At 67.3% G+C, this 25,478-nt stretch carries 19 protein-coding genes; 7 read left to right on the top strand and 12 right to left on the bottom strand.

Annotated features, from left to right (window positions below):
* Positions 1–51 precede the first annotated feature (51 nt).
* From IEY21_RS02135 to IEY21_RS02115, 5 genes are all read right to left on the bottom strand, one after another.
* A complete protein-coding gene (locus IEY21_RS02135; protein WP_188900870.1) occupies positions 52–516 on the bottom strand; it encodes a YeeE/YedE family protein in 465 nt (154 codons plus the stop codon).
* A gap of 11 nt (positions 517–527) precedes the next feature.
* Positions 528–1,103 carry a YeeE/YedE family protein gene (locus IEY21_RS02130; protein ID WP_188900868.1) on the bottom strand — a complete coding sequence of 192 codons (576 nt, stop codon included), beginning with the start codon at positions 1,101–1,103 and terminating at the stop codon, positions 528–530.
* A 57-nt stretch (positions 1,104–1,160) separates the two neighbouring features.
* Positions 1,161–1,976, bottom strand: a complete 816-nt coding sequence (locus IEY21_RS02125; RefSeq protein ID WP_188900866.1) for a sulfite exporter TauE/SafE family protein — start codon at positions 1,974–1,976, stop codon at positions 1,161–1,163.
* Positions 1,973–2,290, bottom strand: a complete 318-nt coding sequence (locus IEY21_RS02120) for a rhodanese-like domain-containing protein (protein WP_188900864.1) — start codon at positions 2,288–2,290, stop codon at positions 1,973–1,975. The genes IEY21_RS02125 and IEY21_RS02120 overlap by 4 nt, the downstream gene beginning before the upstream one ends.
* 61 nt (positions 2,291–2,351) lie before the next feature.
* Entirely contained in the window at positions 2,352–3,743 is a 1,392-nt protein-coding gene (locus IEY21_RS02115; RefSeq protein WP_188900862.1) for an MBL fold metallo-hydrolase, read from the bottom strand.
* 66 nt (positions 3,744–3,809) lie between these two features.
* Between IEY21_RS02115 and IEY21_RS02110 the strand changes: the two genes are divergently transcribed.
* Positions 3,810–4,070 (top strand): metal-sensitive transcriptional regulator, encoded by a 261-nt coding sequence (locus IEY21_RS02110; RefSeq protein WP_229752792.1) that lies wholly within the window; start codon positions 3,810–3,812, stop codon positions 4,068–4,070.
* A 76-nt stretch (positions 4,071–4,146) separates the two neighbouring features.
* Here the strand turns inward: IEY21_RS02110 and IEY21_RS02105 are convergent, their stop codons facing one another.
* A complete protein-coding gene (locus IEY21_RS02105) occupies positions 4,147–5,265 on the bottom strand; it encodes a GGDEF domain-containing protein (protein ID WP_188900858.1) in 1,119 nt (372 codons plus the stop codon).
* A 248-nt stretch (positions 5,266–5,513) separates the two neighbouring features.
* Here IEY21_RS02105 and IEY21_RS02100 point away from each other — a divergent pair, with 248 nt between their 5' ends.
* From IEY21_RS02100 to IEY21_RS02090, 3 genes are all read left to right on the top strand, one after another.
* Complete coding sequence (locus IEY21_RS02100; protein ID WP_188900856.1) at positions 5,514–6,362, top strand: alpha/beta hydrolase; 849 nt, start codon at positions 5,514–5,516, stop codon at positions 6,360–6,362.
* A gap of 258 nt (positions 6,363–6,620) precedes the next feature.
* On the top strand, positions 6,621–9,353 hold the full coding sequence (locus IEY21_RS02095; RefSeq protein ID WP_188900854.1) for an HD domain-containing phosphohydrolase: 2,733 nt from the start codon (positions 6,621–6,623) through the stop codon (positions 9,351–9,353).
* A 758-nt stretch (positions 9,354–10,111) separates the two neighbouring features.
* Positions 10,112–11,515 carry a replication initiator protein A gene (locus IEY21_RS02090; RefSeq protein WP_188900852.1) on the top strand — a complete coding sequence of 468 codons (1,404 nt, stop codon included), beginning with the start codon at positions 10,112–10,114 and terminating at the stop codon, positions 11,513–11,515.
* Positions 11,516–11,627: 112 nt separating this feature from the next.
* Here the strand turns inward: IEY21_RS02090 and IEY21_RS02085 are convergent, their stop codons facing one another.
* Complete coding sequence (locus tag IEY21_RS02085) at positions 11,628–12,086, bottom strand: MerR family transcriptional regulator (protein ID WP_188900850.1); 459 nt, start codon at positions 12,084–12,086, stop codon at positions 11,628–11,630.
* Positions 12,083–13,057 carry an NADPH:quinone oxidoreductase family protein gene (locus IEY21_RS02080; protein ID WP_188900848.1) on the bottom strand — a complete coding sequence of 325 codons (975 nt, stop codon included), beginning with the start codon at positions 13,055–13,057 and terminating at the stop codon, positions 12,083–12,085. The genes IEY21_RS02085 and IEY21_RS02080 overlap by 4 nt, the downstream gene beginning before the upstream one ends.
* A gap of 143 nt (positions 13,058–13,200) precedes the next feature.
* Here IEY21_RS02080 and IEY21_RS02075 point away from each other — a divergent pair, with 143 nt between their 5' ends.
* The 3 genes from IEY21_RS02075 to IEY21_RS02065 all read left to right on the top strand — a co-directional run bounded on the left by IEY21_RS02075 (position 13,201) and on the right by IEY21_RS02065 (position 18,532).
* On the top strand, positions 13,201–14,997 hold the full coding sequence (locus IEY21_RS02075) for an acyl-CoA dehydrogenase (RefSeq protein ID WP_188900846.1): 1,797 nt from the start codon (positions 13,201–13,203) through the stop codon (positions 14,995–14,997).
* Positions 14,997–15,833, top strand: a complete 837-nt coding sequence (locus IEY21_RS02070; protein WP_188900844.1) for an alpha/beta fold hydrolase — start codon at positions 14,997–14,999, stop codon at positions 15,831–15,833. Before IEY21_RS02075 ends, IEY21_RS02070 begins: the two co-directional genes overlap by 1 nt.
* Positions 15,834–15,928: 95 nt before the next feature.
* Entirely contained in the window at positions 15,929–18,532 is a 2,604-nt protein-coding gene (locus IEY21_RS02065) for an ATP-binding protein (RefSeq protein ID WP_188900842.1), read from the top strand.
* 126 nt (positions 18,533–18,658) lie between these two features.
* Here IEY21_RS02065 and IEY21_RS02060 read toward each other — a convergent pair whose 3' ends face one another.
* From IEY21_RS02060 to IEY21_RS02045, 4 genes are all read right to left on the bottom strand, one after another.
* Positions 18,659–19,399 (bottom strand): response regulator, encoded by a 741-nt coding sequence (locus IEY21_RS02060; RefSeq protein ID WP_188900840.1) that lies wholly within the window; start codon positions 19,397–19,399, stop codon positions 18,659–18,661.
* A 95-nt stretch (positions 19,400–19,494) separates the two neighbouring features.
* Entirely contained in the window at positions 19,495–20,238 is a 744-nt protein-coding gene (locus IEY21_RS02055; protein WP_188900838.1) for a DUF4388 domain-containing protein, read from the bottom strand.
* Positions 20,235–23,102: a hybrid sensor histidine kinase/response regulator gene (locus IEY21_RS02050; RefSeq protein ID WP_188900836.1), complete on the bottom strand. Its 2,868-nt coding sequence runs from the start codon at positions 23,100–23,102 to the stop codon at positions 20,235–20,237. Before IEY21_RS02050 ends, IEY21_RS02055 begins: the two co-directional genes overlap by 4 nt.
* A gap of 21 nt (positions 23,103–23,123) precedes the next feature.
* Positions 23,124–25,394, bottom strand: coding sequence for a methyl-accepting chemotaxis protein (locus IEY21_RS02045; protein WP_188900834.1), 2,271 nt, complete (start codon positions 25,392–25,394; stop codon positions 23,124–23,126).
* Between the last annotated feature and the right edge of the window lie 84 nt (positions 25,395–25,478).

Here is a 25,478-nt window from a genome sequence, read left to right as displayed (position 1 = left end):
CGAGGGGGATCAGGACGTCCGTCCTGATCCCCCTCGTGTGATCCCCTGGCCTCAGTGAGGCAGCCGGTTCTGCAGGGCGCCGTACAGCCAGGTGCCCAGCAGCGCAAACCCCAGCACAATCAGCATGGGCCAGACGCCCGCCCCCAGCAGGGTGAGAATCGGGCCGGGGCATACGCCCGCCAGCCCCCAGCCCACGCCGAAGGTCAGGCCCCCGTACACGTACCGCTTCCAGCCCCGGGCCTTATCGGTCACCTTGATGGTCTGATGATCACGGCTCTTGACACCGCTGCGGCGCAGCAGCGCGGTGGTGATCATCCCGGTCACGACCGCCGCGCCGATCACCCCGAACATATGAAACGACTCGAAGCGGAACATCTCCTGGATGCGGTACCAGCTCGCCGCCTCGCTCTTGACGAGCACGACCCCGAAATACAGCCCAACGAGCAGGTAGACCGGTAGGGCCGTCGCGGAGCGGGGGGTGGACGCTTCCGAGTGAACGCCCGGAATGTCGGACATGGATTTCGTGGTCACAGGATTACCGCCAGGAACAGGGGAAGAATGAAATTCGCGCTGAGGATGCCGCCCACAAAAAAGGACACGGTGGCAACCAGGGAGGGAAGTTGCAGGGTACTCAGGCCCGTGATGGCATGACCGCTGGTGCAGCCGCCCCCATAGCGGGTTCCGAAGCCCACGAGCAGCCCCGAGACCGCCAGCAGCAGCCACACGCCGGGCCGGGACAGGTCGCTGAGTTCAGCGGGCACCAGGCCGGGCCGCACCTGCACGCCCAGGTCCTGAATGGACTGCACGCCCGCCGCGCTGAGCTGTGTCGGCTCCGGGTTGGCGAGCAGGCCGCCGGCCACCAGACCGCCCAGAAGCAGACCGGCGGCGAACACCAGGTTCCACTTCTCGGCACGCCAGTTGTAACGGAAGAAGTTGGGCTTCACAGGATCCGGCAGCAGAATGGCGCAGGCGTGGCGCAGGTTGGCGCTGATGCCAAACCCCTTGTTGCCCAGCCACAACAGCAGCGGCACCATCAGGCCGATCAGGGGACCGGCGACATACCAGGGCCAGGGAGAACGCAGAACATCGAGAAATTCAGTCATAAATCACCTCAAAAAAGAAACCGGGACCCGGAAGGGCCCACGGTCAGGCACAGAAGGTCAGTGCGCGGAAGAGCCGGCGGGACGCGCCTCAATAGACGGAGCGGGGTGCAACACCTTCGGAACGTTGGTGGCCAGCACATACAGGCCCATCACGACCAGGAAGCCCGCAAAGCCGCGTTTCAGGCTCGCATTGGAAATGTTCTTGCCCACCCGGGCACCCAGGAAGCTGCCCGCGATCCCGATGGCCGTGAAGAGCCCAATCAGTCCCCAATTCATCGAAAGGTTCTGTTCAGCGAGCACATGCATGTACTTGTAGAACCCGGCAAAGCTCTTGGCAGCAATGATCAGCAGACTGGTACCCACCGCGAGACCCATGGGGAGCCCACCCAGCAGCACCAGGGCAGGAATGATTAGGAAGCCGCCACCAACGCCGACCAGGCCAGTCAGAATCCCGACACCGAGCCCCTCGAGCGCAATCTTCACAGGTGAGCGCTGGTGGGCGACGGCGTTCTCAGGTTCCACCGCCGTGGGGCGGAACATCATGACCGAGGCCAGCAGCATCACACCGGCGAACAGCAGCAGTTGCACCACACCGGAGAGGTAGACACTCAGCGCCGCGCCCCCGTAGGTCCCCAGCACGCCGGGAATCCCGAACCACAGCACCGAGCGCCAGTCAATCTTCTTCTTGAGCGCATAGGGAATGGCTCCAAACAGGCTGATGCCGCCCACTATGGCCAGACTCTCCGCAATGGCCAGTTTCTCCGGTTCTCCCACCAGATAGACCAGCACCGGTACAGTCAGAATGCTGCCGCCCGATCCCAGCAACCCCAGACTCAGTCCAATCAGGGCGGCCCCGATCCACGCGAAGATCACGGTTGCTCGCCTCCCGTCAGTTCGCGGCCCTCGCGGCTCCAGGCCACCGTACCGCCCGAGAGGTTCATCAGGCCGGTCTTGCCCAGGCTGACCAGGTAGGCCGCCGCCTGCGAGGAGCGGTTGCCGCTCGCGCAGATCAGCACCGTGCCGGGTTCGATCTCGTCTTCACGCCCCCGCAGTTCGCTCAGGGGCAGGTTCTGGGCCCCGGGAATGTGTCCCGCCACGTACTCGTCGCGCTCCCGCACGTCCACGAGGCGGGCGCCGTTGCGCTTGTTCTGCTCCAGTTCTGCAGTAAAAATATCCTGATAAGTCATGGGGTTCTCCTGACATGAAAACGGAGACGGCAATGTGGAGGCCGCCTCCGGAAAGAGTGTGTTATGCCGTCTGTGGGTTGCGCTGGCTGTTCGCCCAGGCTTCGTAGCCTCCGGCAAGCTCGGTCACGTTGAAGCCCTCGGCGCGCAGCAGGCTGGCGGCGGCCGCGCTGCGGGCTCCGCCCTGACAGTGCACGACGATCTCGCGGTCCTGCGGAAGCTGGCCCAGCTGCCACGCAAGGCGTCCGGCATGAAGCTGCTGGCTGCCCGGAATCGCGCCGTCATGGTGCTCGGTCTTGTTGCGGACGTCCAGGATCAGGGCACCCTGGTGGGCCGGCAGTTCGGCTGCCGGGAAGGGCAGGGCGGGGGCAGTGGGCAGCTCGGCGGCGCTGGGGATGAACCCCACGACCTGATCGAGGCCGACCATCCACAGCTTGCGGCGCAGCTCTGTGGCACGCTCAGGGCTCGCCAGCAGGATCAGCTCGCCCGGCTTCAGCAGCCATCCGGCCCAGGTCTCGAAAGTATTGCCGTCCGGGATGTTGACGCTGCCCACGGGTGCGGCGGCCTGATGTGCATCGCGGCTGCGGGTATCGACGAGGCGGGCACCCCCAGCGAGTTTCGCCTGTACGGCTCCGGCGTCCAGCTCCGGCAGCGCACCAACCTCGCCCAGCACGGCGGGGCCATCGCGGTTCTCGGTCTTCATACGTCCGTAGTACAGCGGGGCGTCAGGCTGCCCGGCGAGCAGTTCCTCGGTAAATGCCTTCTCGTCACCCTGCTCGACGAGCTTGCCCCACCAGCTCAGGGCCCGCTCGTAGCCGACGGTGGTGGTGGGCACCGCGCCCAGGGACTTGCCACACGCGCTGCCCGAGCCGTGACCGGGCCAGACCTGCACGTAATCGGGCAGGGTCAGAAACTGGTCGCGCAGGCTGGCAAACATCTGCCGCGCGCCCTCAAAGCGGGTGTCTGTGCCGCCGGCCGCCTCATCCAGCAGGTCCGGGCGGCCCAGGTCACCCACGAACACAAAGTCGCCGGTCAGCACCATGCTGGGCGTGTCGCCCCGGGGAGTGTCGGTGACCACAAAGCTCAGGTGTTCGGGGGTGTGGCCCGGGGTGTGCAGCACTCCCAGGCGGACATTGCCCACCATGAAGCTGTCGCCGCCGTGCAGGGTCTGCACGTTGCCGTCGTCGTAACCGTACTGCCAGCCCTCGCCGCCCTCGCCCGAGAGCAGCAGTTTGGCGCCGGTGGCCTGCGCGAGTTCGCGGCTGCCGGACAGGAAGTCGGCGTGAATGTGCGTCTCGGTGACGTGGGTGACGCGCAGCTTCTGGGCCCGCGCCTCTTCCAGATACTGGGCAATGTCACGCACCGGATCGACCACCAAGCATTCACCGGTTTTCTGGCAACCCACCATGTACGAGGCCTGTGCGAGGTCCGTGTCGTAGAAGCGTTTGAAGTACATGGCGACAGCATATACCCCCTCCCCCTATTCTGTCAAATACCCCAGGGGGTATACTGAAGCGTGACCATGACCGTTCCCGTCAGTGACCGTGAAGCCGAGAAGACGAAGATCCTCAACCGTCTGCGCCGCCTGGAAGGACAGATCCGGGGCCTTCAGAAGATGGTGGAGGAGGAGAAGGGCTGTGTGGAGGTGATGACGGTGTATGCCAGCGCCAAGAGTGCTTTCCAGGCCAGCGGAGATGTGATCCTGGAAACGTATGTGGAGATGTGCCGCGCCCGCGGGGACGAGCCCACCGAGCTGGTGCGGCTGCTCAAGCTGGCGCGCTAGAGGCGGGGGCCGGGGAGGCCACCGGAAGCCCCCCGCCCGCTGTTCTTCTGCCTCGGGTACCCACGGCCAGCTGCCCTCAGGGGGCCGACTCCCGTTGGATCCTGTCCGCTGGGACCACTTCCTCGTGTTGACTCCCGGATTCCAGAGCGCTGGCCCAGACCTGTACCCGGTTGCGTCCGGCCCGTTTGGCCGCATACAGCGCTTCATCGGCCCGCTGGACGGTCTCTGCCGCCGTCACCTCGCCGCAGGCCGACACCCCCACCGACACGGTGATGCCCCGGTCGCCCAGATTGGCAAAGCGCTGGGCCGCGAGGTGGCGCCGGATGCGCTCTGCCACGTCCTGCGGTCGGCCCGATACCCGCCGCACGATGGCGGTGAATTCCTCACCGCCGTAGCGGTAGGCCACATCATGCTGGCGCAGCGCCGACTGCAGGGCCTGACCCACCCCGACGAGAACGCGGTCGCCTTCGGCATGACCGTAGGTATCATTGACGCTCTTGAAATGATCGATATCGATCATCAACAGCAGGTCGCCCGGCCCGGCCCGGCAGATGTCGCGGTCAAACTGCCGGCGGTTGGCCAGTCCGGAAAGCTGGTCCTGATGGGCCTGCTCGCGGAAACTGGCGGTCAGCCGCAGCAGCCGCAGGCGGCTTTGCACAATCGAGTTGGCCGTGAAGAATCCGGCCAGATTCAGTGTCAGGAGGGGCAGGTAGATCTGGTTAAACAACGTCAGGCTGCTGGTGAGCAGCGGCAGGGACAGCAGATTGGGCGCAAACATGGTGGCCGCCAGAGCCAGGGTCCTGGGCACGTCGCCGGCAGCCTCCGCGAGATGCCACCGGCGGCGCAGCACAGACACCACCACGATGACGCTCAGGAGACTGATCACCGCCACCGGCACACCCACCCCGCCCAGCACGGCCCGGTACAGCAGCACCGGCAACGCGACGAGCAGCCCGGCCCCCGGGCCATAGCGCAGGGTCGCCATCACCACTGGAACGGTCCTCAGGTCAATGATGACTCCCGTTTGCAGATGCGCGGGAAAACTCAGCAGAATCAGCGCCATGACGGCCTTGAACGCGAGACGCAGCAGCATGGGGCGGCCACACCTCGGCTCTGTCCAACTCCGGTAGGTCACGCTGAGCAGATAACTCAGCGTGACCAGCAGACAGAAGTTGAGCAGCAGCTCTTGGTTCACAGGTTTTTCCCCACATCCTTCCAGTGACCCAGAGTTCGAATCGCGCTTCCACGCTGACAAAACCGGCCTGTCGCAACTCTGACACCCTGTGTGGGGCCCGCACATGAAGTGCCGGAGCCGCGCGGCCCGGCAGCGTTGACAGCCCGGCGGCAGACGCCCGAAGATGGCGGGCGATTCTCTGCCGCCGCGAATGTCCGTGCCCCCGTTTCTGTCGCCCTGCACCGCCCGATTGGAGGCCTTGCGCTGTCATGTCCCATACGCCTGAATCCCTGTCCGATGCCTCCCTGCCCGAAGAGGCCTACGCCGCCGTGTTCGACGCGGCCATCAACCAGGAGTACATGCCCAGCCAGCGTGTGCCGCAGGCCGCCGCCTACTTTAAGGCGTGGGCGCAGGACAGCGCCGCAGCGCGGGCCGCGCATCCGCCACAGGTGCTCGCCTATGGCCCGGGGGCGCAGGAGCGGCTCGACATCTTCGCGGAGGAGGGCGCACGCGCCACGGTGCTGTTCATTCACGGCGGCTACTGGCAGGCTTTCCACCGGGACCACTTTTCCTACCTGGCCCCACCCCTGCTGGCGGCAGGACTCCGGGTGGCGGTCATGGATTATGACCTGATGCCCGCCGTCACGCTGGACCACATCGTGGATCAGGCCCGGCGGGCCACGGTCCGGGTGGCGCAGGAGTTCCCGGAGCCACTGATCGTGGCCGGTCATTCCGCCGGCGGCCACCTCGCTGCCATGGTGCATGCCACCCGCTGGGCCGAGCACGGCCTGCCGCCCGTGGCCCTGGCGGGCGGCATCGGCATCAGCGGGCTGTATGATCTGGGGCCGCTGCGCCTGACCGAACTGCAACCGGTTCTTCAGCTTTCAGCGGCGCAGGCCACCTCGCTCAGCCCAGCCTTCACGCCGCCCACCAGCCCCGCACCGTTTGTGGTGGCGGTGGGTGAACTGGAATCGGCCGCTTTTCATCAGCAGTCGCTGGTATTGACGCAGCAGTGGCCCGGCGTCGCCCACGGCGTACCGCCCCTTGTGGGCCGGCACCACTTCGATGCGCCCGATGAGCTGCTCGCACTGGCCCTGCCTCTGCTTGCCGGACATTAACCTGCTGCCCGGCCGCTCCCACCCCCGGGGCGGCCCGGGTCCCGCAACGGGCGTGGGCGTTGTTCTGGCTCCGGACAGCGGCGTTGAGCCTGCCGGGCCGGGCCGTCACCACACACACCAGACAGGAGTCGCCCGGAACAGGAACATCGTCCGAATCTGGGGGGGGTGGGTGAACCACCCCGGAGTGAAAAATCCCGGAGTGGTCCGCCGTCCACGGCTGTTAGGCTGGCGAATCTGGCGGTTTGTGCAGACCTCCCCATGCTGACCCTGCTGATCATCCACCTCGGCCTCGTGACGCTGCTGGCGTTTGCGGGCAGCCTGCTGTTCCGGGACTGGCCGCCCCGCCATCAGCTGGTGAACAGGGTGGGACGCAGCGTGGCCGGCGGGGTGGCGGGCCTGATGCTGATCACGGTTCCGTCCGTGCCTACTGCGGAGTTGCCGCTGGACCTGCGCCTCGTTCCGGTTGCCCTGATGGCCACCACCTACGGCCCGTGGTGGGGCGCGCTGGCGGCCCTGCCCGTTCTCCTGTGGCTGTTTCTGGTGCAGGGAAGCGGGGTGGAGGCGGCGCCCCTGCTGTCCACCGCCGGCGTGCTCGTGACCTCGGCGCTGGTGGGCCGGGTGTCGCGTCGGTCGGCCGGCCATGACCGCCGGCTGTGGTGGACGGTGCCCCTGCTGTTCTCGCCGGTGATGCTGGAGCCCCTGCTGACGGGCGGAGCGGCGCTGGAGCGTTCGGCGGGGTCGCTCCGCGAGGCCCTGCTTTTGCTCGTCGCCAACAGCCTGGGCTTCGTGCTGGCGCTGCTGGTCATCCAGTCGCGCCTGCGCCTGCTGCAGGCCAGCCACATCTACCGCGAGCAGGCCCAGACCGACGCCCTGACGGGTCTGGGCAACCGCCGGCAGTTCGATCAGGCGCTGGCCGGCCTCGCGCCGGGTGACCACCTGCTGGTCATGGACATCGACCACTTCAAGAAGGTCAATGACCGGCTGGGACACGCCATCGGTGACCTCGTCCTCAAACGGGTCGCCGGGGCGCTGGGCGGAGCGGCGCAGCCCGGCGACGCGGTGTTCCGCATCGGTGGCGAGGAATTCGCCGTGCTGATGCGTTTTCTCTCCCCTGATCAGGCGCAGCAGATCGCTGCACGCTGCCTGAACGCCGTGCGCATCCTGGACAGGGGACCGGCGGGAGAACCGAAAGTCACCCTTTCGGGCGGCCTCAGCGCCCATCTGGCCGGAGAATCCCCCCTGCAGACCCTGGCGCGGGCCGACACCGGACTGTACGCCGCCAAGGCCGCGGGCCGCGACCGGTTGGTGATTCAGTCGGACGCTCTGCGCACCCAGGGAGCGGAGGCCGACCCCTGGACGGCCGTCCGGGAGACCCTCGAACTGCTGTCCATGAACCATGAACCGCAGGCCGAGGACTGGCACACCCTGCTGCGCGTCGCCATCAGCAGCGTGCCCGAGGCGGAGGCAGGCACGCTGTACGTGGAGGAGGACGGCGACTTCGTGCTGCGGGCGCAGGTGGGGTTCGACGATTTGTTGCTGGGCCGGCGCCATTCTCCCGCCGCGCAACAGGCATGGTATGCCCGTTCTGAAGCCGCCTGGACCAGTGGGCAAGCCCGCGTGCTGCGCGGCGCCGAGGTGATCCAGGCCACCCGCGCTTCCAGCGCCATCGACCACAATTCGGCAGAGCAGGAGACCTACGAACAGGCCGGGCGCATCACAGAGCTCGGGGCCAGCCTGGGAGTTCCGGTGGCGGTGGACGGCCACGTCGTCGCCTTCCTCAACGTGGACCGTCTGTCGGATGCGGGGGGGATGGGCGCGCGGGCGCAGGCCACCGCCACGGCCTTCGGGGCGCAGGCCGCCGTCCTCCTCGCGGCCCACGCACGCCACCAGCGGGAAGCGCAGCGGCGGCGCGAGCTGGAGGCCCTGGCACGCATCACGGTGGCGCTGCGCGACGCCCCGGACCAGGCCGCCATCATCTCGGCCATCACCCACATGACCTGCACGCTGCTGGACGCCGAGCAGGTGGTCTTCCTGGCCCACGACGCTCAGCTCGGGCAGCTCGCCTCACGCGACATCCTGGGTCTGCCCGAGGGAGAAGGCCAGATTGTTCTGCCCAGGGGCCAGGGACTGGCCTGGGCCGCCGCAAATGCCGGAGATGTCATGCGGGTTTCGGACATTACCCAGGACTCCAGGGTCTACCGGCCCGTGTACCTCACGGGCGGCTCGATGCTGGCCGCCCCACTGATCGGTCAGCGCGGGCTCCTGGGTGTTCTGACCATGATCCGCCCGCGGCCCTTTGGGGAGGACGATGCCCACCTCGCCCGCAGTCTGGTGGCTCACAGCGCGACTGCACTGGAACGGGTCGCGTACATCCAGGAACTTGAACGCGCCCGCGAGGGTACCCTGCTGGCCCTGGGACTGATTCTGGAGGCCAGAGATTTCGAGACCAGCGGCCACACGCAGCGGGTCGTGCAGCTGGCGGCGCGGCTGGCCCAGCACCTGAACCTGACCGGGCCGCAGCAGCTGGCCCTGCGTGAGGGAGCCTACCTGCACGACCTGGGCAAGGTGCACATTCCCGATACCGTGCTGCTCAAGCCCGGCCGGCTGACGGACACCGAATGGATCCTCATGCGCCAGCACACCGTGACCGGTGAAGTGCTCGCGCGGCACATTCCCGGTGTGTCCAACGAGGCGCTGCAGGTCGTCCGTTCCCACCACGAACGCTGGGATGGTACAGGCTATCCAGATGCGCTGCGCGGTGCAGATATTCCGCTGCTGGCTCGGGTATTTGCTGTGTGCGACGTCTATGACGCCTTGACCAGCGAGCGTCCCTACAAGGCGGCCTGGACTTCCACCAGCGCCCTGCAGGAAATCGAGGCTCAGGCGGGACTGCACTTCGACCCGGAAATTGTTACGACCTTCATCAGCGTGATGAGCCCTGAACCGGACTGGGAAAACATTCCAGAGCACTGGGTCTCGGTGGTGCCCTGAAGCCACTGGTTGGAGTTCGGTCTTCCGGCTCACAGGAGCGTCAAGAAGGGGCCTCGGATGGGTCGGCAGGTATCACAGTCGGGCTACCCCATTCTAAAGGCTTCAAGCGCCTTCTGAGGGCTTGACTTAACCGGCAGATAATCAGCTCTGACGGCCTATAGCGTCCAGCAACAGGCGATCGAGAAGCACCTTTATTTAGACCCTGTTTGAAGTTTCCCGGTGTTTCCTCTATGCCGCAGATCGCCCCTGATGTTGATCTTTTAAGAATAAAAGCTTTTATAACTACATGATGATCATCATCAGGGGGCAGACCAGAACACGATGAACACGGCATTTTTCAGGTTTTTCGCCTGAGTTGTCCGGTAGTTTCGCCTGAGTTGTCCGGTAGTTTCGCCTGAGTTGTCCGGTAGTTTTCCGCCTCAACCGCCTGAGTTGTCCGGTAGGCGTTTTTGCAAACCGCCTGAGTTGTCCGGTAGTTTTCCGCCTCAACCGCCTGAGTTGTCCGGTAGTTCCCGGCCCAACCGCCTGAGTTGTCCGGTAATGGTCTGGATTGGCTTCTGCACAATCCGTGCCTCGATGCGGAAAACAAAAAACCTCGGTCTGGTGGGACTCTTTCCATTCCACATCCGGATTGGTCTGGCCCGATCGCCTGAGTTGTCCGGCAGTGGAGATTGTTCAATCGCCTGAGTTGTCCGGTATGGCTCCGCAGGGGCCCAGACGGGTATCATGGCGGGTATCTGAACAGGAGGCCCGAGGCGTTGACACGCAGCAAGCGTTCCCAGAAGTCCACCCCCGCGTCTCCCAAAGAGATCTCGCGAATTGATGAGGCGAATGTTGGTCGTCTGGGCCTGATCAGTATTCAGGAGCGCGTCCCGGAGACCTTCACGTCATGGACCATCGACTTTCATGTCGAGGGACGGCCAGCACGGTTGAGCTGTGACGCCGTGCCCAAGTACGGTGGGGTTCCGCATGGCCTGGACGGAGACATCTCCACTGCCCTGATTGACCTGTACGTCGAGGACGGCTGTCCGGAAGACGGTGTCCTGCACACCACGGCGTATCAGATCCTCAAGCGCGCCGGACTGCACGACTCGGGTCGCTATTACCAGAATCTGCGCCAGACGCTTTTCCGGCTGAGAACGGCCACCTACACCGCCTCCGAGGCGTGGCGGGACCACCGCCGGGGCAACTGGACCACCGTGACTTTCAATTATCTGGAGGCCCTGGAGTTCACCAGCGGGGATGAGGACCTTGGCCTGAGCCGCAGCAGCACCCTCAAGATCCGGCTGGCCGAACCCATCGTCAAGTCCATCCGGGCGCGCTACACCAAGCCCCTGGACCTGGAGTTTCTGACCAGTCTGGACCGGCCCCTGACGCGGGCGCTGTACCGCCTGCTGGACGCCCGGCGTTATCCCCCGGAAGACCCGCGTGAGCCGTTGCCCTCCTTCACGGTCAACCTGATCGAGTGGGCCGAGGCCTGCAAGATCGTGGACCGCCGCAGCAACAAGATTCGCTCGACCCTGCAGGGAGCGCACGAGGAGTTGATGGAGCGCCACTACCTCAGCGCCGTGGAATACGAGGGCCGGGGGCAAAAGCAGCAGTTGACCTACCGCTTCGCCGATCTTGACGTTCTGGCCGCGTCACCGGTGCCCGACGGCCCTCTAATCGCCGAACTCGCGCGGCACCGCGTCTCTGCGGCGGTGGCCCGCCGACTGGTTCTGGAGTACGGCGAGGACCATGTGCGCCGTCGCCTGGAAAAGTTTCGCCGGTTGCTGGACGGCGGATACAAGGCGCGCAACCGCTCGGCGGTGCTTGTCGATGTCATTCGCGATCAGGACAACAAATATCCTGAAGCCGCCGCCGAGGGGGGAGAGCGGCGGGTGGTGGCCCCCTCGTACATGCCCACCCTGGTTGAGGCCACCGACGATCCACAGCCGCTTGAGGCCCAGGTAGACGCGGCGCTCAAGACGCTGCAGTTCCTGCTGCGCGAACGCCTGAGCGTCAGCGAATACGCCCTGCTGCGCATGGGCATGATCGTCGGTCAGCCGGATCCTCAGGAGATCACGCGCGCCGCCTCAAAGGCCAAGGTGGACGGATTGCTCACGGAATTCACGGCCGAGTTGCTGCTCCACCTTCAGCACCTGCAGGCCACCGCTTCCTGAAAAGGTGGCCTGCAGGCGGCGCTGCGTTATCACCGGATTACCGGACAACTCAGGCGGTTTGTGTCGGGCGCGGCGTGTTTCGGGACAAAGCAGGCGGCGGTCCGGGGCCGGTCTACTCCTCGCCGGACCCCTCGATCCCGTGCTCGTGTCCCGTCCCCCCGGTGAACCGTTTGGTGAGCCAGCGGTCGAAACGGGCCAGGTTGTCGGCCTGCCGCGCATAGGCGGCGTTGATGGCACGCAGGCGGGTCTGCAGGGCCTGAAGCCGCAGGTCATCCAGCGGTACGTCCTCCCGGCGCCAGTCACGCCGGTAGTTGCCCTGGATGTCGTGGGTGGCGCGGCGCAAGATCACCATGTCCCGGGCTTCTTCCAGGGTCATGCCCAGGGCGCGCATGTCGATCAGGTCGCGCAGCAGCCGCAGCGAGTAGGGGCCGTACAGGGACCGCCCGGAGGCCGTGACCAGATCGGGCGTGAGCAGCCCCAGCTCGGCGTAGTGCATGACGGTGCGGCGGGTCACGCCCGCCTCGCGGGCCAGTTCGGCAGTGGTGTACAGCTCCGGCGGTGGGGCGCTCAAGGCGTAATGACCACCTTGCCGGTCACGCGGCGTTCCAGCAGGTCGCGCATGGCCTGCGGGCCGCGTTCGAGCGTGTAACGCTCGCTGACCAGCGGCCGGACCTGGCCCTCCAGGACCCAGCCCGAGAGCCGCGCGAGGTTGCGGGCGTTGGCGGCCGGATCGCGTTTGGCAAACTCGCCCCAGAACACGCCCACCAGCGAGGCCCCCTTGAGCAGCGGCAGGTTCAGCGGCAACCTGGGAATCTCACCGCCCGCAAAGCCCACCACCAGATAACGTCCACCCCAGGCGATGCTGCGGAAGGCCGGCTCGGCGTAGCGGTCGCCCACGGGATCGAAGATCACATCCGGCCCTTTGCCGTCCGTCAAGGCCTTGATGCGCTCGCGCAGGTCCTCGCTGGCGTAATTGAAGCCCTCGTCTGCGCCGTGGTCCAGGGCCAGTTGCAGCTTCTCGTCGCTGCCGGTCGCTGCGATCACCCGGGCGCCCAGCGCCTTGCCGATCATCACCGCCGCCAGCCCCACACCGCCCGCCGCGCCCAGCACCAGCAGCGTCTCACCCGCCTGCAGCCGGGCACGGTCTACCAGCGCGTGCATGGTCGTGCCGTAGGCCAGGGGCAGGGTCGCGGCGACCTCGAAGTCCAGTCCGTCGGGCAGCGGCATCACCGCCCCCGCATCCGCCTTGAGGTGCGAGGCGAAGGCGCCTGTCCCCGTAAAGGCCACCGCCCGCTGTCCGACATGCAGGTGTCTCACGTTCTCCCCGACGGCCACAATCACACCCGCCGCCTCCGCGCCGGGGATAAAGGGCAGCGGGGGCTTGATCTGGTACTGCCCCATGACCATCAGGGCATCGGGATAGTTCACGCCGGCGGCGCGGACTTCCATCACCACCTCGCCGGGGCCGGGGGTGGGGTCGGGCTGGGTCTGGACACTCAGGGCTTCGGGCTGGTCAAACGTCTGGCAGATAAGGGCACGCATGGGCAGAACCTCCGGAGAATGGGGGCGAGAAAATCAGGTGAATGGCCTATATTAACGCCAACGTTCAAAGTAGACGTGCGCGGACACCCGCCCCGTGAAATTGCCCTGTGTAAAGCCGTCCTGTGTGACGAAGGAGAATTGACATGGCCCCCTTTCTGAGCAAACGCGACCTGCGCTTTCAACTGTTCGAGGTGCTGAACAGCGCCGCCCTGCCCGAGCGTCCCCGCTTCGCCGACCACAGCCGCGAGGTGTACGAGGACGTGTTGAACTTGGCGTACAACGTGGCCGACCGGTACTTTGCCAACCACGCCCGCGAGGCGGACCTGAACGAGCCGCACGTGGTGGACGGCAAGGTCCAGCTGGTGCCCGGCGTGGCCGAGGCCATGAAGGCCTTTCGCGAGGCCGGATTTTTTGGTGCCCACCACGACGAGGAACTGGGCGGCCTGCAACTGCCGTGGGTGATCCTGCAGGCGGTGCAGGCCCACTTTCAGGCGGCCAACGTCGGCAGCAGCGGCTATCCCTTCCTGACCATCGGCAATGCCAATCTGCAGCGCGAATTCGCCTCGCCCGAGCAGCAGCGCCGGTACATGCTTCCGCTGATCGAGGGCCGCTGGTTCGGCACCATGGCGCTCTCGGAGCCGCACGCCGGCTCGGGGCTGGCCGACATCACGACCACCGCCACGCCCCGGGAGGACGGCACCTACAGTCTGTCGGGCAGCAAGATGTGGATCTCGGGCGGCGAGCACGAGCTGAGCGAGAACATCGTCCACCTGGTTCTGGCCCGCATCAAGGGCGGTCCGGCCGGGGTGCGGGGCATCAGCCTATTTCTGGTGCCGCGTTACCGCATTCGTGAGGACGGCACACCCGGCGAGAGCAACCACGTCGTGCTGGCGGGGCTCAACCACAAGATGGGCTACCGGGGCACCACGAACACACTGCTCAATTTCGGCGAGGGCGGCGAGACCATCGGTGAACTCGTCGGCGAGCCGGGCCAGGGCCTGCGGCAGATGTTCCACATGATGAACGAGGCCCGCATCGGCGTCGGCATGGGCGCGGTGATGCTGGGCTACGCGGGATACCTCGCCAGCCTGGAATACGCCCGTGAGCGCGCGCAGGGCCGCCTCGCGAGCAACAAAGACCCGCACAGTCCGGCCATCCCGATCATCGGCCATGCGGACGTCAAACGTCTGCTGTTGCGTCAGAAGGCCATTGTGGAGGGGGGACTGGCGCTGGGCCTGTACGCGTCCAGTCTGGTGGATGACCTGCAAACCGGGCGGGAAGAGCAGCGCGCCGATACGGGCCTGCTGCTTGACCTGCTCACCCCCATCGTGAAGTCGTGGCCCAGCAAATACAGTCAGGAAGCCCTGAGTGACGCGATTCAGGTCATGGGCGGGGCCGGGTACACCCGCGACTATCCGGTCGAGATGTACTACCGTGACAACCGCCTGAATCCTATCCACGAGGGCACCGAGGGCATTCAGGGCAACGATCTGCTGGGCCGCAAGCTGACGCAGGCGGGTGGGCGCGGCCTGGAAATTCTGCTCTCCCGGATGGAGGCGGACCTGCAAGAAGCCCAGCAGCTCGAAGGACTCGATGAGATTCGCGCCGCCCTGGCCACGGCGCTGAAGCACAACCAGAGCGCCCTAAAGGCCATCCTGGGCCGCGCCACGGACCTCGGACCGGACCTCTTTCTGGCGAATGCCAACAGCGCGCTGGAGATGCTGGGGCACACGGTGGTGGGCTGGATGTGGCTGCGGCAGGCCGCAACGGCCGCCCGCGCCCTGCCGCAGGCCAAGAGTGACGACGCTGATTTCTACCAGGGGAAGTTGCAGGCCGCCCGGTTCTTTGCCGTCTATGAGCTGCCCAGGATCGAGTTTCACGCCGAACTGCTGGCGAGCGCCGACGCCACCACGCACGAGATGCAAGACAGGTGGTTCTGATGTCCGCTGCACACCCGAAGATTCCCGAACCCCGCCTGTGCAATATCGGTCCCCGCACCCTGGCCTACGACGAGGTCCGCCCCGAACAGCCACAGGGCAACGTCCTGTTTCTGACCGGGCTGGGCAGCAACCGCCTGGGCTGGCGCGGGCAGCTGCCGGTGTTCGGGGAAAAGTACCGCAGCTTTGCGATAGACCACCGCGATACCGGCGACAGCGATCCCGCCGAGGCCGACTACGCCACCACCGATCAGGCCGATGATGCCGCCGCCTTCCTGCGGTCCGTGGACGCCGCGCCCGCGCATGTGGTGGGCATCAGCATGGGGGGCTTCATCGCCTTAAATCTGACCGTGCGCTGGCCCGAACTGGTGCGCAGCCTCACGCTGGTCAGCACCTCGGCCGGGGGAGAGGGTCATGTCAGGCCGGACCCGGCGGGGCTCGAGTCGTTGCGCCCCGATTTCACGCTCTCTCCCGGCGAGCGCGCCCGGCGCACCTATGGCCTGATGATGGCCCCCGGCTTTCTGGACGCCCATCCGCGGGCCGCCGACGCCATCGCCGCGAATGCCGGGTACCGCCCGCAGACGCCCGAGCAGTACGCCCGGCAGTTCCGCTCCACGCGGACCCATGACGTGACCGCCGAATTGGCCGGATTGACCGTGCCGACGCTGGTGGTCCACGGGGACGCCGACCCCCTGGTGCGCTACGAGAACGGGCAGCATCTGGCCGCCAGCATTCCGGGGGCGGAGTTCATCACCTACCCGGGCACCGGCCACATCCCCACCGTGGAGCGGCTGGAGGACTTCAACCGGCAGGTCCTGGCGTTCATGGCCCGGCACTGACCTGTGGCCGGAGGGGTCGGGACCGACGTGAAACCAGCCCCGACCCGGCCACTGGGGGGCAGGCCCTATAGTGGCTGAAGCTCGGCCCCCTCCACATGACCCATATTTCCCCTCCAGAACAAAATTCTGACGCGGCAGCCCAGCGTCTCCTGACACTGGCCCTGCAGGTCTCTGCGGCCTCCACCCGGAGCAGCGTCGGAGAGACCCTGCTGAGCGGCGCCCTGGACCTGACCGGGGCGGCGGCGGGGGCCGTCTTCCTGCTGGATGAATCGGCCGGTGGGCTGGAGACTGTGGCCTTTCAGGAACAGGAAGCGGGGTTGGGTGGGCCGGCGTGCCTGGCCACCCTGCGGGCTGCCGTTGAAGCGTGGCCGCCAGAGGTTCAGTCCTCCGGGACTGCGGGCCCCTGTACCGTCGTACCGCTGAGCATGGCGGGGCAGTTGCTGGGGGCGCTCGTCCTCGACCTCGGCGCGGCCCAGGCCCAGGACGCGCCAGCGGACCGCGCGCTGCCCGCGGCCCTGCATCTTCTGGCGGCCCACGGAGCGCTCGCCCTGGACCGGGTCCGCGTGGCGGACGAACTGCGTGTCCGGACCAAGCGCACCCGTGAACTGGAAGAACGCCGCGCCGCTCTGGACGCCTTTGTGGCTTTCACGGAAGTCTCGGCGGGTACCAGTCAGGGCTTGGAACTCGCCACCCACGCGGTGGACGTTCTGCGTGCCACCCTGGGCGACCTGAGCGTGGCGTATTACGAACGGACCGATGGTCTGTGGAAGGCGCGGGTCTGGTCGGATGACCTTACGCCGGAGGTGGTCGCCTCCATCACGGCGGGCGTGGCGCCGGAGGCTCCCAGTTTTGCCCGGGCCGTGGATAGCCGGGATGTCCTGTTTATTCCGGGCTGGGACGCGGGCTACGAGGAAGTGGCGCAGACCGAGAGTTACGGAGCGGTGGCCCTGTATCCCTGCTTTGTGGCCGAAGAAGCCCGCGGAATGCTGGCCATGGGCATTCAGCGGGCCGGAGAATGGAGTGAGCGGGAGCAGGCTGTGTTCCGCGCCGTGGGCAGCAGCCTGCGGCTGGCACTGGAGCGCGCCGAGGATGCCCGGCAGTTGCAGGTGCAGAATGCCGAGCTGGCCGCGCGGACGCGCGTGCTGGAGGCCTTTGCGGACCTGACGCGCCGCCTGACCCTGCACGGCGATCCATACGCCCTGATTCACCGCGCCCAGGACGTGGTGCGCTCGCTGTTGCCCGACGGCGCAGCCACCTACTACGAACCCGAGGGACCGTTGTGGCGCGTCAAGTCCCAGAGCGGGGATCTGCGTCATGCTGAGCTGCAGGCCGCCCTGGATGCGGGGTTGCCGCTGGACAGTGCGCAGAATCTGAACGTACCGTATACCAGCCATCAGCCGTATTACCAGGATGTCTACGACCTGGATACCGATCAGTTGCACGAGCACGTGCGGCACATCGGAGCGACTGCCACCCTGCCGGTGACGGTCCGGGGAGAGGTGCGCGGCGTTTTCGCTGTGGCCCTGTTCGGGCGACGCCGGTGGTCAGAGACAGACCGGGCCATGCTGGACACCGTGGTCTATAGCCTGGGGCTGGCGCTGGAGGGCGCGCAGGCGCTCAGGGAACTGGACCGCACGCAGCACTACCTCAAGGTGGTGGCCGAGAATGCGCCGCTGTTGCTGTTCGCCACCGACGCCCAGGGTGTGTTTACCCTGTCGGAAGGACGGCTGCTGACCCGGCTGGGCCTGCAACCGGAGCAGGCGGTGGGTCAGTGCGCGACCACCCTGTTCCAGCATGAGCCGGATCTGCGGGCGGGCACGTGGCTTGCGGGGGCGCTGGCCGGCGAGAGCACCCATGGCCTGATGCAGGTTGAGTCCAGCGGCATCACGCTGGAGACCTGGTTCGTGCCGCTGCGCGATGAGAAGGGGCAGGTCAGCGAGGTGGTGGGCGTTTCCCTGGACGTGACCGAACGCCTTGAGGCGCAGCGGCAGGTCGAGCGGGCCAACGAGGAACTGCGCCGCAGCAACCATGAACTGGAACAGTTCGCCTACGTGGCAAGCCACGACCTGCAGGAGCCGCTGCGCACCGTGACCAGCTTCTCGCAGCTGCTGGCGCGCAAACACGGCGGTCAGCTCGACGAGAAATCCGAGCTGTACCTGCGCATGATCGGTGAGGGCAGCGCCCGTATGTCCCGCCTGCTGCAGGACCTGCTCGCGTTCTCCCGGGTGACCACCGGCGCACGCACATCGGTCCGGGTGGACACCGCCGACGTGCTGGCCCAGGTGGTGCAGGACCTTCACGGTCAGATCGAACAGACCAGCGCCGACCTGCAGGTCTTCCCGCTGCCCACCGTGCAGGGCGATCCCACCCAGGTCCGGCAGATCTTCCAGAACCTGATTGGCAACGCCCTCAAATTCAGCGTGCCGGAACGGGCTCCGCGCATCACTGTCACCGCGTGCCGTATGGGGCGAGAAGTGCAGTTCAGCGTGCAGGACAACGGCATTGGAATCGCGCCAGAGTTTTTTGAACGCATCTTCACGATTTTCCAGCGCCTGCACACCCGCGATCAGTACGAGGGCAATGGCATCGGCCTGTCGATCACGCACCGGATTATCGAGCGGCATAGAGGACGGTTGTGGCTGGAATCCACTCCCGGCCAGGGCAGTACCTTTTTCTTCACGCTGCCGGCCGACGGCTGACGCCAGTCTGTGCGGGGCAAGGTGGGGCTGACCCCTCGGGGCCGCGCCCGCGCCGCTTCCGAGGGGCGCAGAACAAACGGGGCAGTCCCACCTTGTCGAAGAGAGACTGCCCCCGTCTGATGTCACTCAGTTCAGGGTCTTTTCACGGCGGTTTAGGGTGACCACGGTGTGGCCCTGCTGCACCTGGAAGGTGACCTGCCGGCCCGCGTAGCTCAGGGTCACGGCCTGCAACTCGTCGCCCAGCAGCGCCTGCCCCACCACCTGCGCGGTCGTCATGAAGAAGCGGATGTACATGGGCCACTGTGCGGCCAGCTCGGAGGTGGGCTCATCCCCGGCCACCACGCTGAACTGTGCGTCGAGCACCAGCACGGCTTCCACATCCGCGCGTTGACGGGCTTCCGCCACGAGCTGCGCGAAGCCGTCGGGCAGGTGGGTGGGAGTGGGCGCGTGGGGTTCGGCCTCGGCCCCGGAGGGCTCGGCCGGCGCGGCGGCCACCGGCACGGCGGCGAGCAGCTCCTCGACCATCGGAATCAGTTCCTCGGGGCTGAAGGGTTTACGCAGCACGCCGTTGGCTCCGACCTCCCGGGCTTGGCGCCGGATGTCCTCGTCGATGTTGCCGCTCATGAGCACCACCGGCAGGTGCTGAAACTGGGGATCGCGGCGCACCGCGCGGCACAGTTCCAGGCCGCTCATGCCGGGCATGATCACGTCGGCCATCAGCAGGTCGACCGTGGGGCGGCCCTCCAGGGTTTCCAGGGCCTGTTCGCCGCTGACCGCGCTGAAGCTGCCCAGCGAATGCCGCTTGAAGGTGATTTCCAGCGCCTTGCGGACACTGATGCTGTCGTCAACGATAAAGATCTGGGGCATACGGTTCCTCGGCTTGTGCGGTCGCCGCGTACAGCGGGCAGAAAGGGAGATGGAGTGTTTGGGGCCCGGTGCGGGGCCGTGGTCCAGACCGGAACTCAGCGGACCCGGGGAGCGGCCTCGTCGAGGGTGACGGCCAGCTCGATCAGGAGCCGGGAGGTGGACTGGGTGAAGTCGGGATGCGAGGTGGCCGGCAGTTGGGCGCATTGATAGAAGCGGAACTCGCCTCCGCTCCGCTGTTCCAGACAGGCGAGCAGTCCCAGCAGGGCCGCCTTGCCCGAGCGCCCGCCAAACTCGGCGTAGTTCAGGCGGCCGGCCTGCATGGTCAGGTGCCCGCAGGGTCCGGGGCGCTGTGGGGCGCCGGCGGTCACCAGCCAGTGGCCGGTGTAGCCCAGCTCGGCGACCCAGTTCAGGAATTCGGCGAGTCCGAACGCGCCCAGCTCGCCGCTGAGCTGGGTCGGGGCATTGCAGTTCAGCGGCACCGGATAGCGCCCGGGCTCCAGTCCCAGCCCCTCGAAGGCCCGGATCAGGACCTCGGGACCCCCGGCGCGGCCCGCTTCCCCGTCCCCCGGCACGTTGGGAATCAGGTAGACCGGCAGGCGGTCCGGCTGTCCGTCGCCCTCCAGCACGCTGCAAAACTCCTCGCCGGTCATGTCGGGCAGGGTGGTGTCGCAGATGATCGCGTTGACCGGGGTGCGTTCCAGCTGGGTGAGGGCGTGCAGCGCTCCCTCGGCCTGAATCACCTGCACGCCGGCGAGCTGGGCCAGATGACCGTACATGGCGGCGCGTGCCGGGTCGTTCAGGACGGTCAGGACCGAGGGCACGTTCATCGGAGCGGTCATGCCTCCACCGCCAGCACGTCGCCGATGCGGCGCAGCAGCAGCGCCTCGTTCACCGGCTTGGTGAAGTAGTCGTTCGCGCCCAGTTGCAGGGCGAGGCGCTGGTGTTTCTCGCCGGCGCGGGTGGTCATGATCATCAGCGGCAGCCGCGCGGTGGCCGGACGTCCCCGCACCGCCGAGAGCAGTTCGTAACCGTTCATGCGCGGCATTTCCAGGTCGCTGATCACTGCTCCGAACTCGGCGTCAAGTTGCAGCAGGTCCAGCGCTTCCTGACCGTCGTTGGCCGTGATCACCGTGTAACCGCCGCGTTCAAGCATGCGCCCCACCAGCTTGCGTACGCTCAGCGAGTCGTCGACGAGCAGCAGGCGGGTGCGTCCCCGGCCCTGCCCCACGCTGGCCTGCGGCTTGAGGAAGTCCTGTGGGCGGCGGGCCAGGCGGATCAGGCCGGAGGGATCGAGCAGGGAGAAGGCGTCTCCGGCTGCAGACAGCGCCGTGCCGGCCAGATACTCCAGCCCGCTGAGCAGCGAGCCCAGGGGCGACACGCTGACTTCCTCGATCTGCCCAAAGCTGTCCACGCGGGCCGCCACGTCTCCGGCAGGGGTGGCGAGGATGACCAGGCGGTGCAGCTCGCCGTCGTCCTCCGCGTCCGGGGCCAGTCCCCAGATGGCGCGCAGATCCACCACCGGCAGGCTGCGGCCCTCGAAGGGCACCTCGAAGCCGTGTTCGCCTATGCCGAGTTCATGGCTGTGCAGTTCGCGCAGCGCCCGCACCACGCCGACGGCAAAGCCCAGCTCATGCCCCGCGGCGCGCACCGGCAGCACGTCCACGATGCGCCGGGTGGTGGGCAGCCGCAGCGTGAAGGTCGTGCCTGATCCGCGCACCGAGCGGATCAGCAGCTCCCCCCCCAGCTGGCGGGCGGTGGTGGCCACCACGTCCATGCCCACGCCGCGTCCGGCCACGGTGCTGACCCCCTGCGCGGTGGACAACCCCGGCAGCAGGATCAGGCGGGCGCGGTCGTCGTCGGACATGCGGTCCAGTTCCTGCACGGACCTCAGGCCCTTTTCCAGGGCGCGGCTTGCAATGGTGTCCAGGTCCAAGCCCTGACCGTCGTCCTGCACGCTGACTTCCAGAAAGTTCTGGCGCTGGGCGGCGCGCAGCCACACCCGGCCGCGCCCGCTCTTGCCGGCCCCGGCCCGGCCCTCGGCGCTGCCGATGCCGTGGTGCAGGGCGTTGGTCAGCAGGTGCATCAGCGGGTCAATGAGGCGCTGCAGCACGGCGCTGTCCACCTGCACCTCCTCACCCTCGACCAGAAAGTCGAAGCGCTCGGCGTGTTCGCGGGCCCAGCGCCGCAGCCGGTTGGCCGTCTGCGCAAAACTGACCCGGCTGGTCTGGGTCACGTCCAGGCGCAGCTGGCGCAGCAGCTTGCCCAGCAGCTCGTTTTCTCCCTGCAGTTCGCCCACCGTCTCGCTCAGTCGGCGGCGTACCTCGGCAAAGTCGGCGCTCAGCTCGGTGATGCTGCGGGCCAGGATGTTCAGGTCGTTGTACGTGTCGAATTCCAACTCATCGAACTGCTGGGTCAGGTTCGCGTCGCCCATGCCGCCCATCGGTTCGGAGGCGGGGTGTTCGGCCGCGCGCACCATGTCCGGGTTGAGGTGCCGTTCCTCGAAGTCGCGCACCGTGCGCTGAAAGCGAACCTGACTGCCCAGCATGGCCTGCTGCAGCTCGTCCAGCCGCGAGAGGCTCTGTCCCAGCCGGGAGCGGGCGGTCACGAGTTCGCCCAGCTGATCCATCAGGCCCTCGAGCTGCCGGGCAGGCACGCGGATCGAGGCGACCTCCGGGCTGAGGCTGCCGGCCGGTGCGCCGCCCTCGGGGCTGGCCGGAGTGCTGTCCGCCTGCGCCGGGGGCGTGTGGTCCGGGGTCTGTCCTCCCGCCAGGGCCGCCATCTGGGAGCTGAGCGCGGCGAGCTGACCCGCCACCGGGGCGCTGCCCCCCTCGGCCGCCTGCAGCAGGCTGTCCATGCCGATCAGGGCCAGGTCCAGCACCTCCAGCACCGGGGCGTCCAGCCGCAGCACGCCGTCGCGCACGCCGCCCAGCAGGTCCTCCATGCCGTGGGCAAAGTCGCCCAGGCCCGGCAGCCCCACCATGTACGAGCTGCCCTTGACCGTGTGCGCGGCGCGGAACATCACGTCCAGATCGGGGTCCGCGCCGTCCGTGGCCGCGTCGAGCTGGGCCCGCAGGCCCCCCAGGTGCTCGCGGATCTCGGGGGCAAAGTATTCCCAGATCTCGGCATTGTCGCGGTAAAACTGGCGCAGGCCGTCCTCCAGCGAGGCGCCCTCTTCCGCCGCGTCTGCGGGGCCAGGGGTCTGGTCGTCCGGGGTCTCGGTGATCTGGCTCAGCCGGTGTTCCGGCGGACGAGGCTTGAAGGCCGCGGGATTCACGCTCAGCAGGGCCTGCAGCTGGGCCGCGCCGCCCGAGCGCGCGAAATTCAGGCCCAGGTCGCTCTCGCGTTCGCCGCGCCCGATGCGGTTCAGGCCCTCGCGTAGGGTCGCGTGGCTGGTGTCCAGCAGCGCCAGGTACTGCTCACGCTGCTCACCGTGAAGCAGGGGTCTGGAGTCCAGGATCCGTTCAAGCAGGGCGGCCATCTTGGACAGCTGCGAGTAGCCGTACAGTCCGGCGCTGCCCCGCAGGCGGTGGGCCAGCAGGCCCAGCGTGCCCAGGCCCTCGGCGTCCTGCGGGCCTGCCGGGGCGCGGCGCAGCGTCCCGATTCCCGCCTCCATGCCGTCCAGAACCTCCCCGGCCTCCTGGATAAAGCCGCTGATCAGGTCACTGTGGTCGCTGTCGTACTGGGCGCTGTCGCGGTGTGGCATCGTCGTCTCCTTGTGCCTGGCCTACGAGGGCAGCCGGAAGCGGGTCAGGCTGGCGTTCAGGCCCTGGGCCAGCTGTTCGAGCTGCTCGGCGGTGGCGCGGCCCTGTTCCACGGAGCCCTGGGACTGCTGCGCGACGGCGGCGATCTGCTCCACCGCGCTGCCCATCTCCTCGACGCCCGTTACCTGCGCCTGGCTGGACGCGGCGATGCTCTCGGCAAGCTGCGCGGACTGCTGCGTCAGCGTGCCGATCTCGCGCAGACGTTCCCCGGCGCTGCCCGCCACGCGGTAGCCTTGTTCCACCTCGCGGGTGCCGTCCTCCACGCTCACGATCACGTCCTGAATCTCGGCCTGCACGTTCTTGATGAGCGTGGCGATGCGCGCGGTGGCCTGCGAGGACGTGTCGGCGAGCTTGCGCACCTCGTCTGCCACGATGCTGAAGCGTCCGCCGGCCTCGCCCGCGCCCGCCGCCTCGATGGAGGCGTTCAGGGCGAGCAGGTTGGTCTGGCGGGCAATCTGGGAGATGGTGTCCACGATTTCCTGAATTTCCAGCGAGCGGTCCCCCAGGCCCTTGATGCGCTTGGCCACCCCCTGCACCTCCCGGCGGATGTTCTGCATGCCGCCCAGCGTGCCGGTCACGGCTTCCTGTCCCTGCTGCGAGGCGAGCAGCGCGGCGCGGGCGGTCTCGGCCGAGTTCTGGGCCTGCGCGGCCATCTCGCGGATGGCCGCGGTGATGTTCTGAACCTGCCCGGCCACGCGGGCGGCCTCGGCGGCCGTCAGGCGGGTCGCGTCACCGATCTGGGAGGTGGTGTTCAACATGGCCTGCGAGCCGTCGGTGACGGACTGTGAGGCGTGCTGCACATCTCCCAGCACTCCGGCCAGCTCGGCGGCCATCAGGTTGATCGAGTCCACCACGTTGCCCAGCACGTCCTCGGTGACCTTGCCGCGCCGGGTCAGGTCGCCGTCGGCGATGTCCATGGTCACGTCCAGGAAGTCGCTGATGTTGCTCTGCAGCTGCGCGGCTTCCAGGCGTTCCTGCTCGGCTTTCTGCTGGTTGCTGTGCAGCTGGGTGGCCGCCTCGTTAAACGCCCCGGCGACCAGCCCCAGCTCGTCCTGGCTGGTGACCTGCACGGTGGTGCTGAAATCTCCCTGCGCGAGCAGGCGGGCCGAGCGCGTCAGCTGGGTCAGGGGGCGGGTGATGGCGCGGCTGACCGCCACGAGCAGCAGCGCGGCGAGCAGGGTCAGCAGGCCGACCGCCATCAGCTCGAACAGCTGGGCGCTGCGCTCCACCGCGACGCGGTTTTTCAGAAGCCGGTTGATCTCCTCGGTGCCGATGCTGATGGCGGTGGCCACCTGCTCGACCGAGGCCTGAACAGCATTGAGGTTGGCGCGCTGGTTGACGTTTCGCAGCAGGTCCGCGTTGGCCGCGCTGGCAATGGTCTGGCGCACCGGTTCCAGGTTCCGGACCGCTGTGCCCAGGGTGGGCGTCAAGCTTTCGTCCTGGGCCTCGGCACGCTTGATCGCGCTGAAGGCGGCGTCGAGGGCCACCCCGGCGCGGACCGCCAGATCGCGGTACTGCGGCGCGATGATGTCAACGAGGTCCGGCTGACCCTTGACCTGCTCCAGAGAGGCGGCCAGGGCAGAGAGCGCCGACAGCCGCGCGCGCACCTCGGGCAGTTCCACCAGTGCCGACTGAATGGCGAAGGAGGAAGCGGCGGTGGGGTCCAGCAGCAGGTTGGATTCCTGCAGCAGGGTCTCCAGACTGGGCAGCACCTGATCTTCATAGAACTGCTTGTAGTTGGAGGCGAGCAGCAGCCCGCTGGGCCCGATGTCGCCGGCCTGCAACTGCTTCCACTGTCCGGACAGCGCGGCCACGGTGGCCTGGGTGGCGGGCAGATTCAGGGCCTTGGTGCTTTGCTGCAGGTTCTTCAGGGCCTGGGTGGCGGCGGCCTGGGCAGTGGAGGCGGTGGTCTTGTTGCCCCGGTTGCGGGCACTGACGTAGTTGGCGATTTCCGACTGGAAACGCTGGTAGTCGGCGATCTGACTGACGCCGGCCTGCTCACGCTGAATGAAGTTGATGTCGTGCTGCCGGCCGCTGACGGTCAGAAACAGCAGCGCCGTGATGGGCAGCGCGAAGATGCCGGCCGTGAGGGCCAGTTTGCGGCCCACGCCGATGCGGCCCAGCACGCCGGTCCGCGTCTGTCCGGACGGAGCGGTGGAGGCGGCTGCCTTGCGGCGTCCCTGGGTGGGCTTCGGAGTGCTCAGGAAGGGATCGAGACGGGCGTTCTGGGACATGTGCGGGGCTCCTTTGGGTCGGCTGGATGAATCCGGTTCGGCCGGTGTGGACGGATCGTGGGGGTTCAGGGCAGGCGGGAAAGG

This window comes from Deinococcus aerophilus (assembly GCF_014647075.1).
In the GTDB taxonomy this organism is placed as follows: domain Bacteria; phylum Deinococcota; class Deinococci; order Deinococcales; family Deinococcaceae; genus Deinococcus; species Deinococcus aerophilus.
Note: the sequence above shows the minus strand (reverse complement) of the source record. Positions and strands in the feature narration are given on the sequence as shown.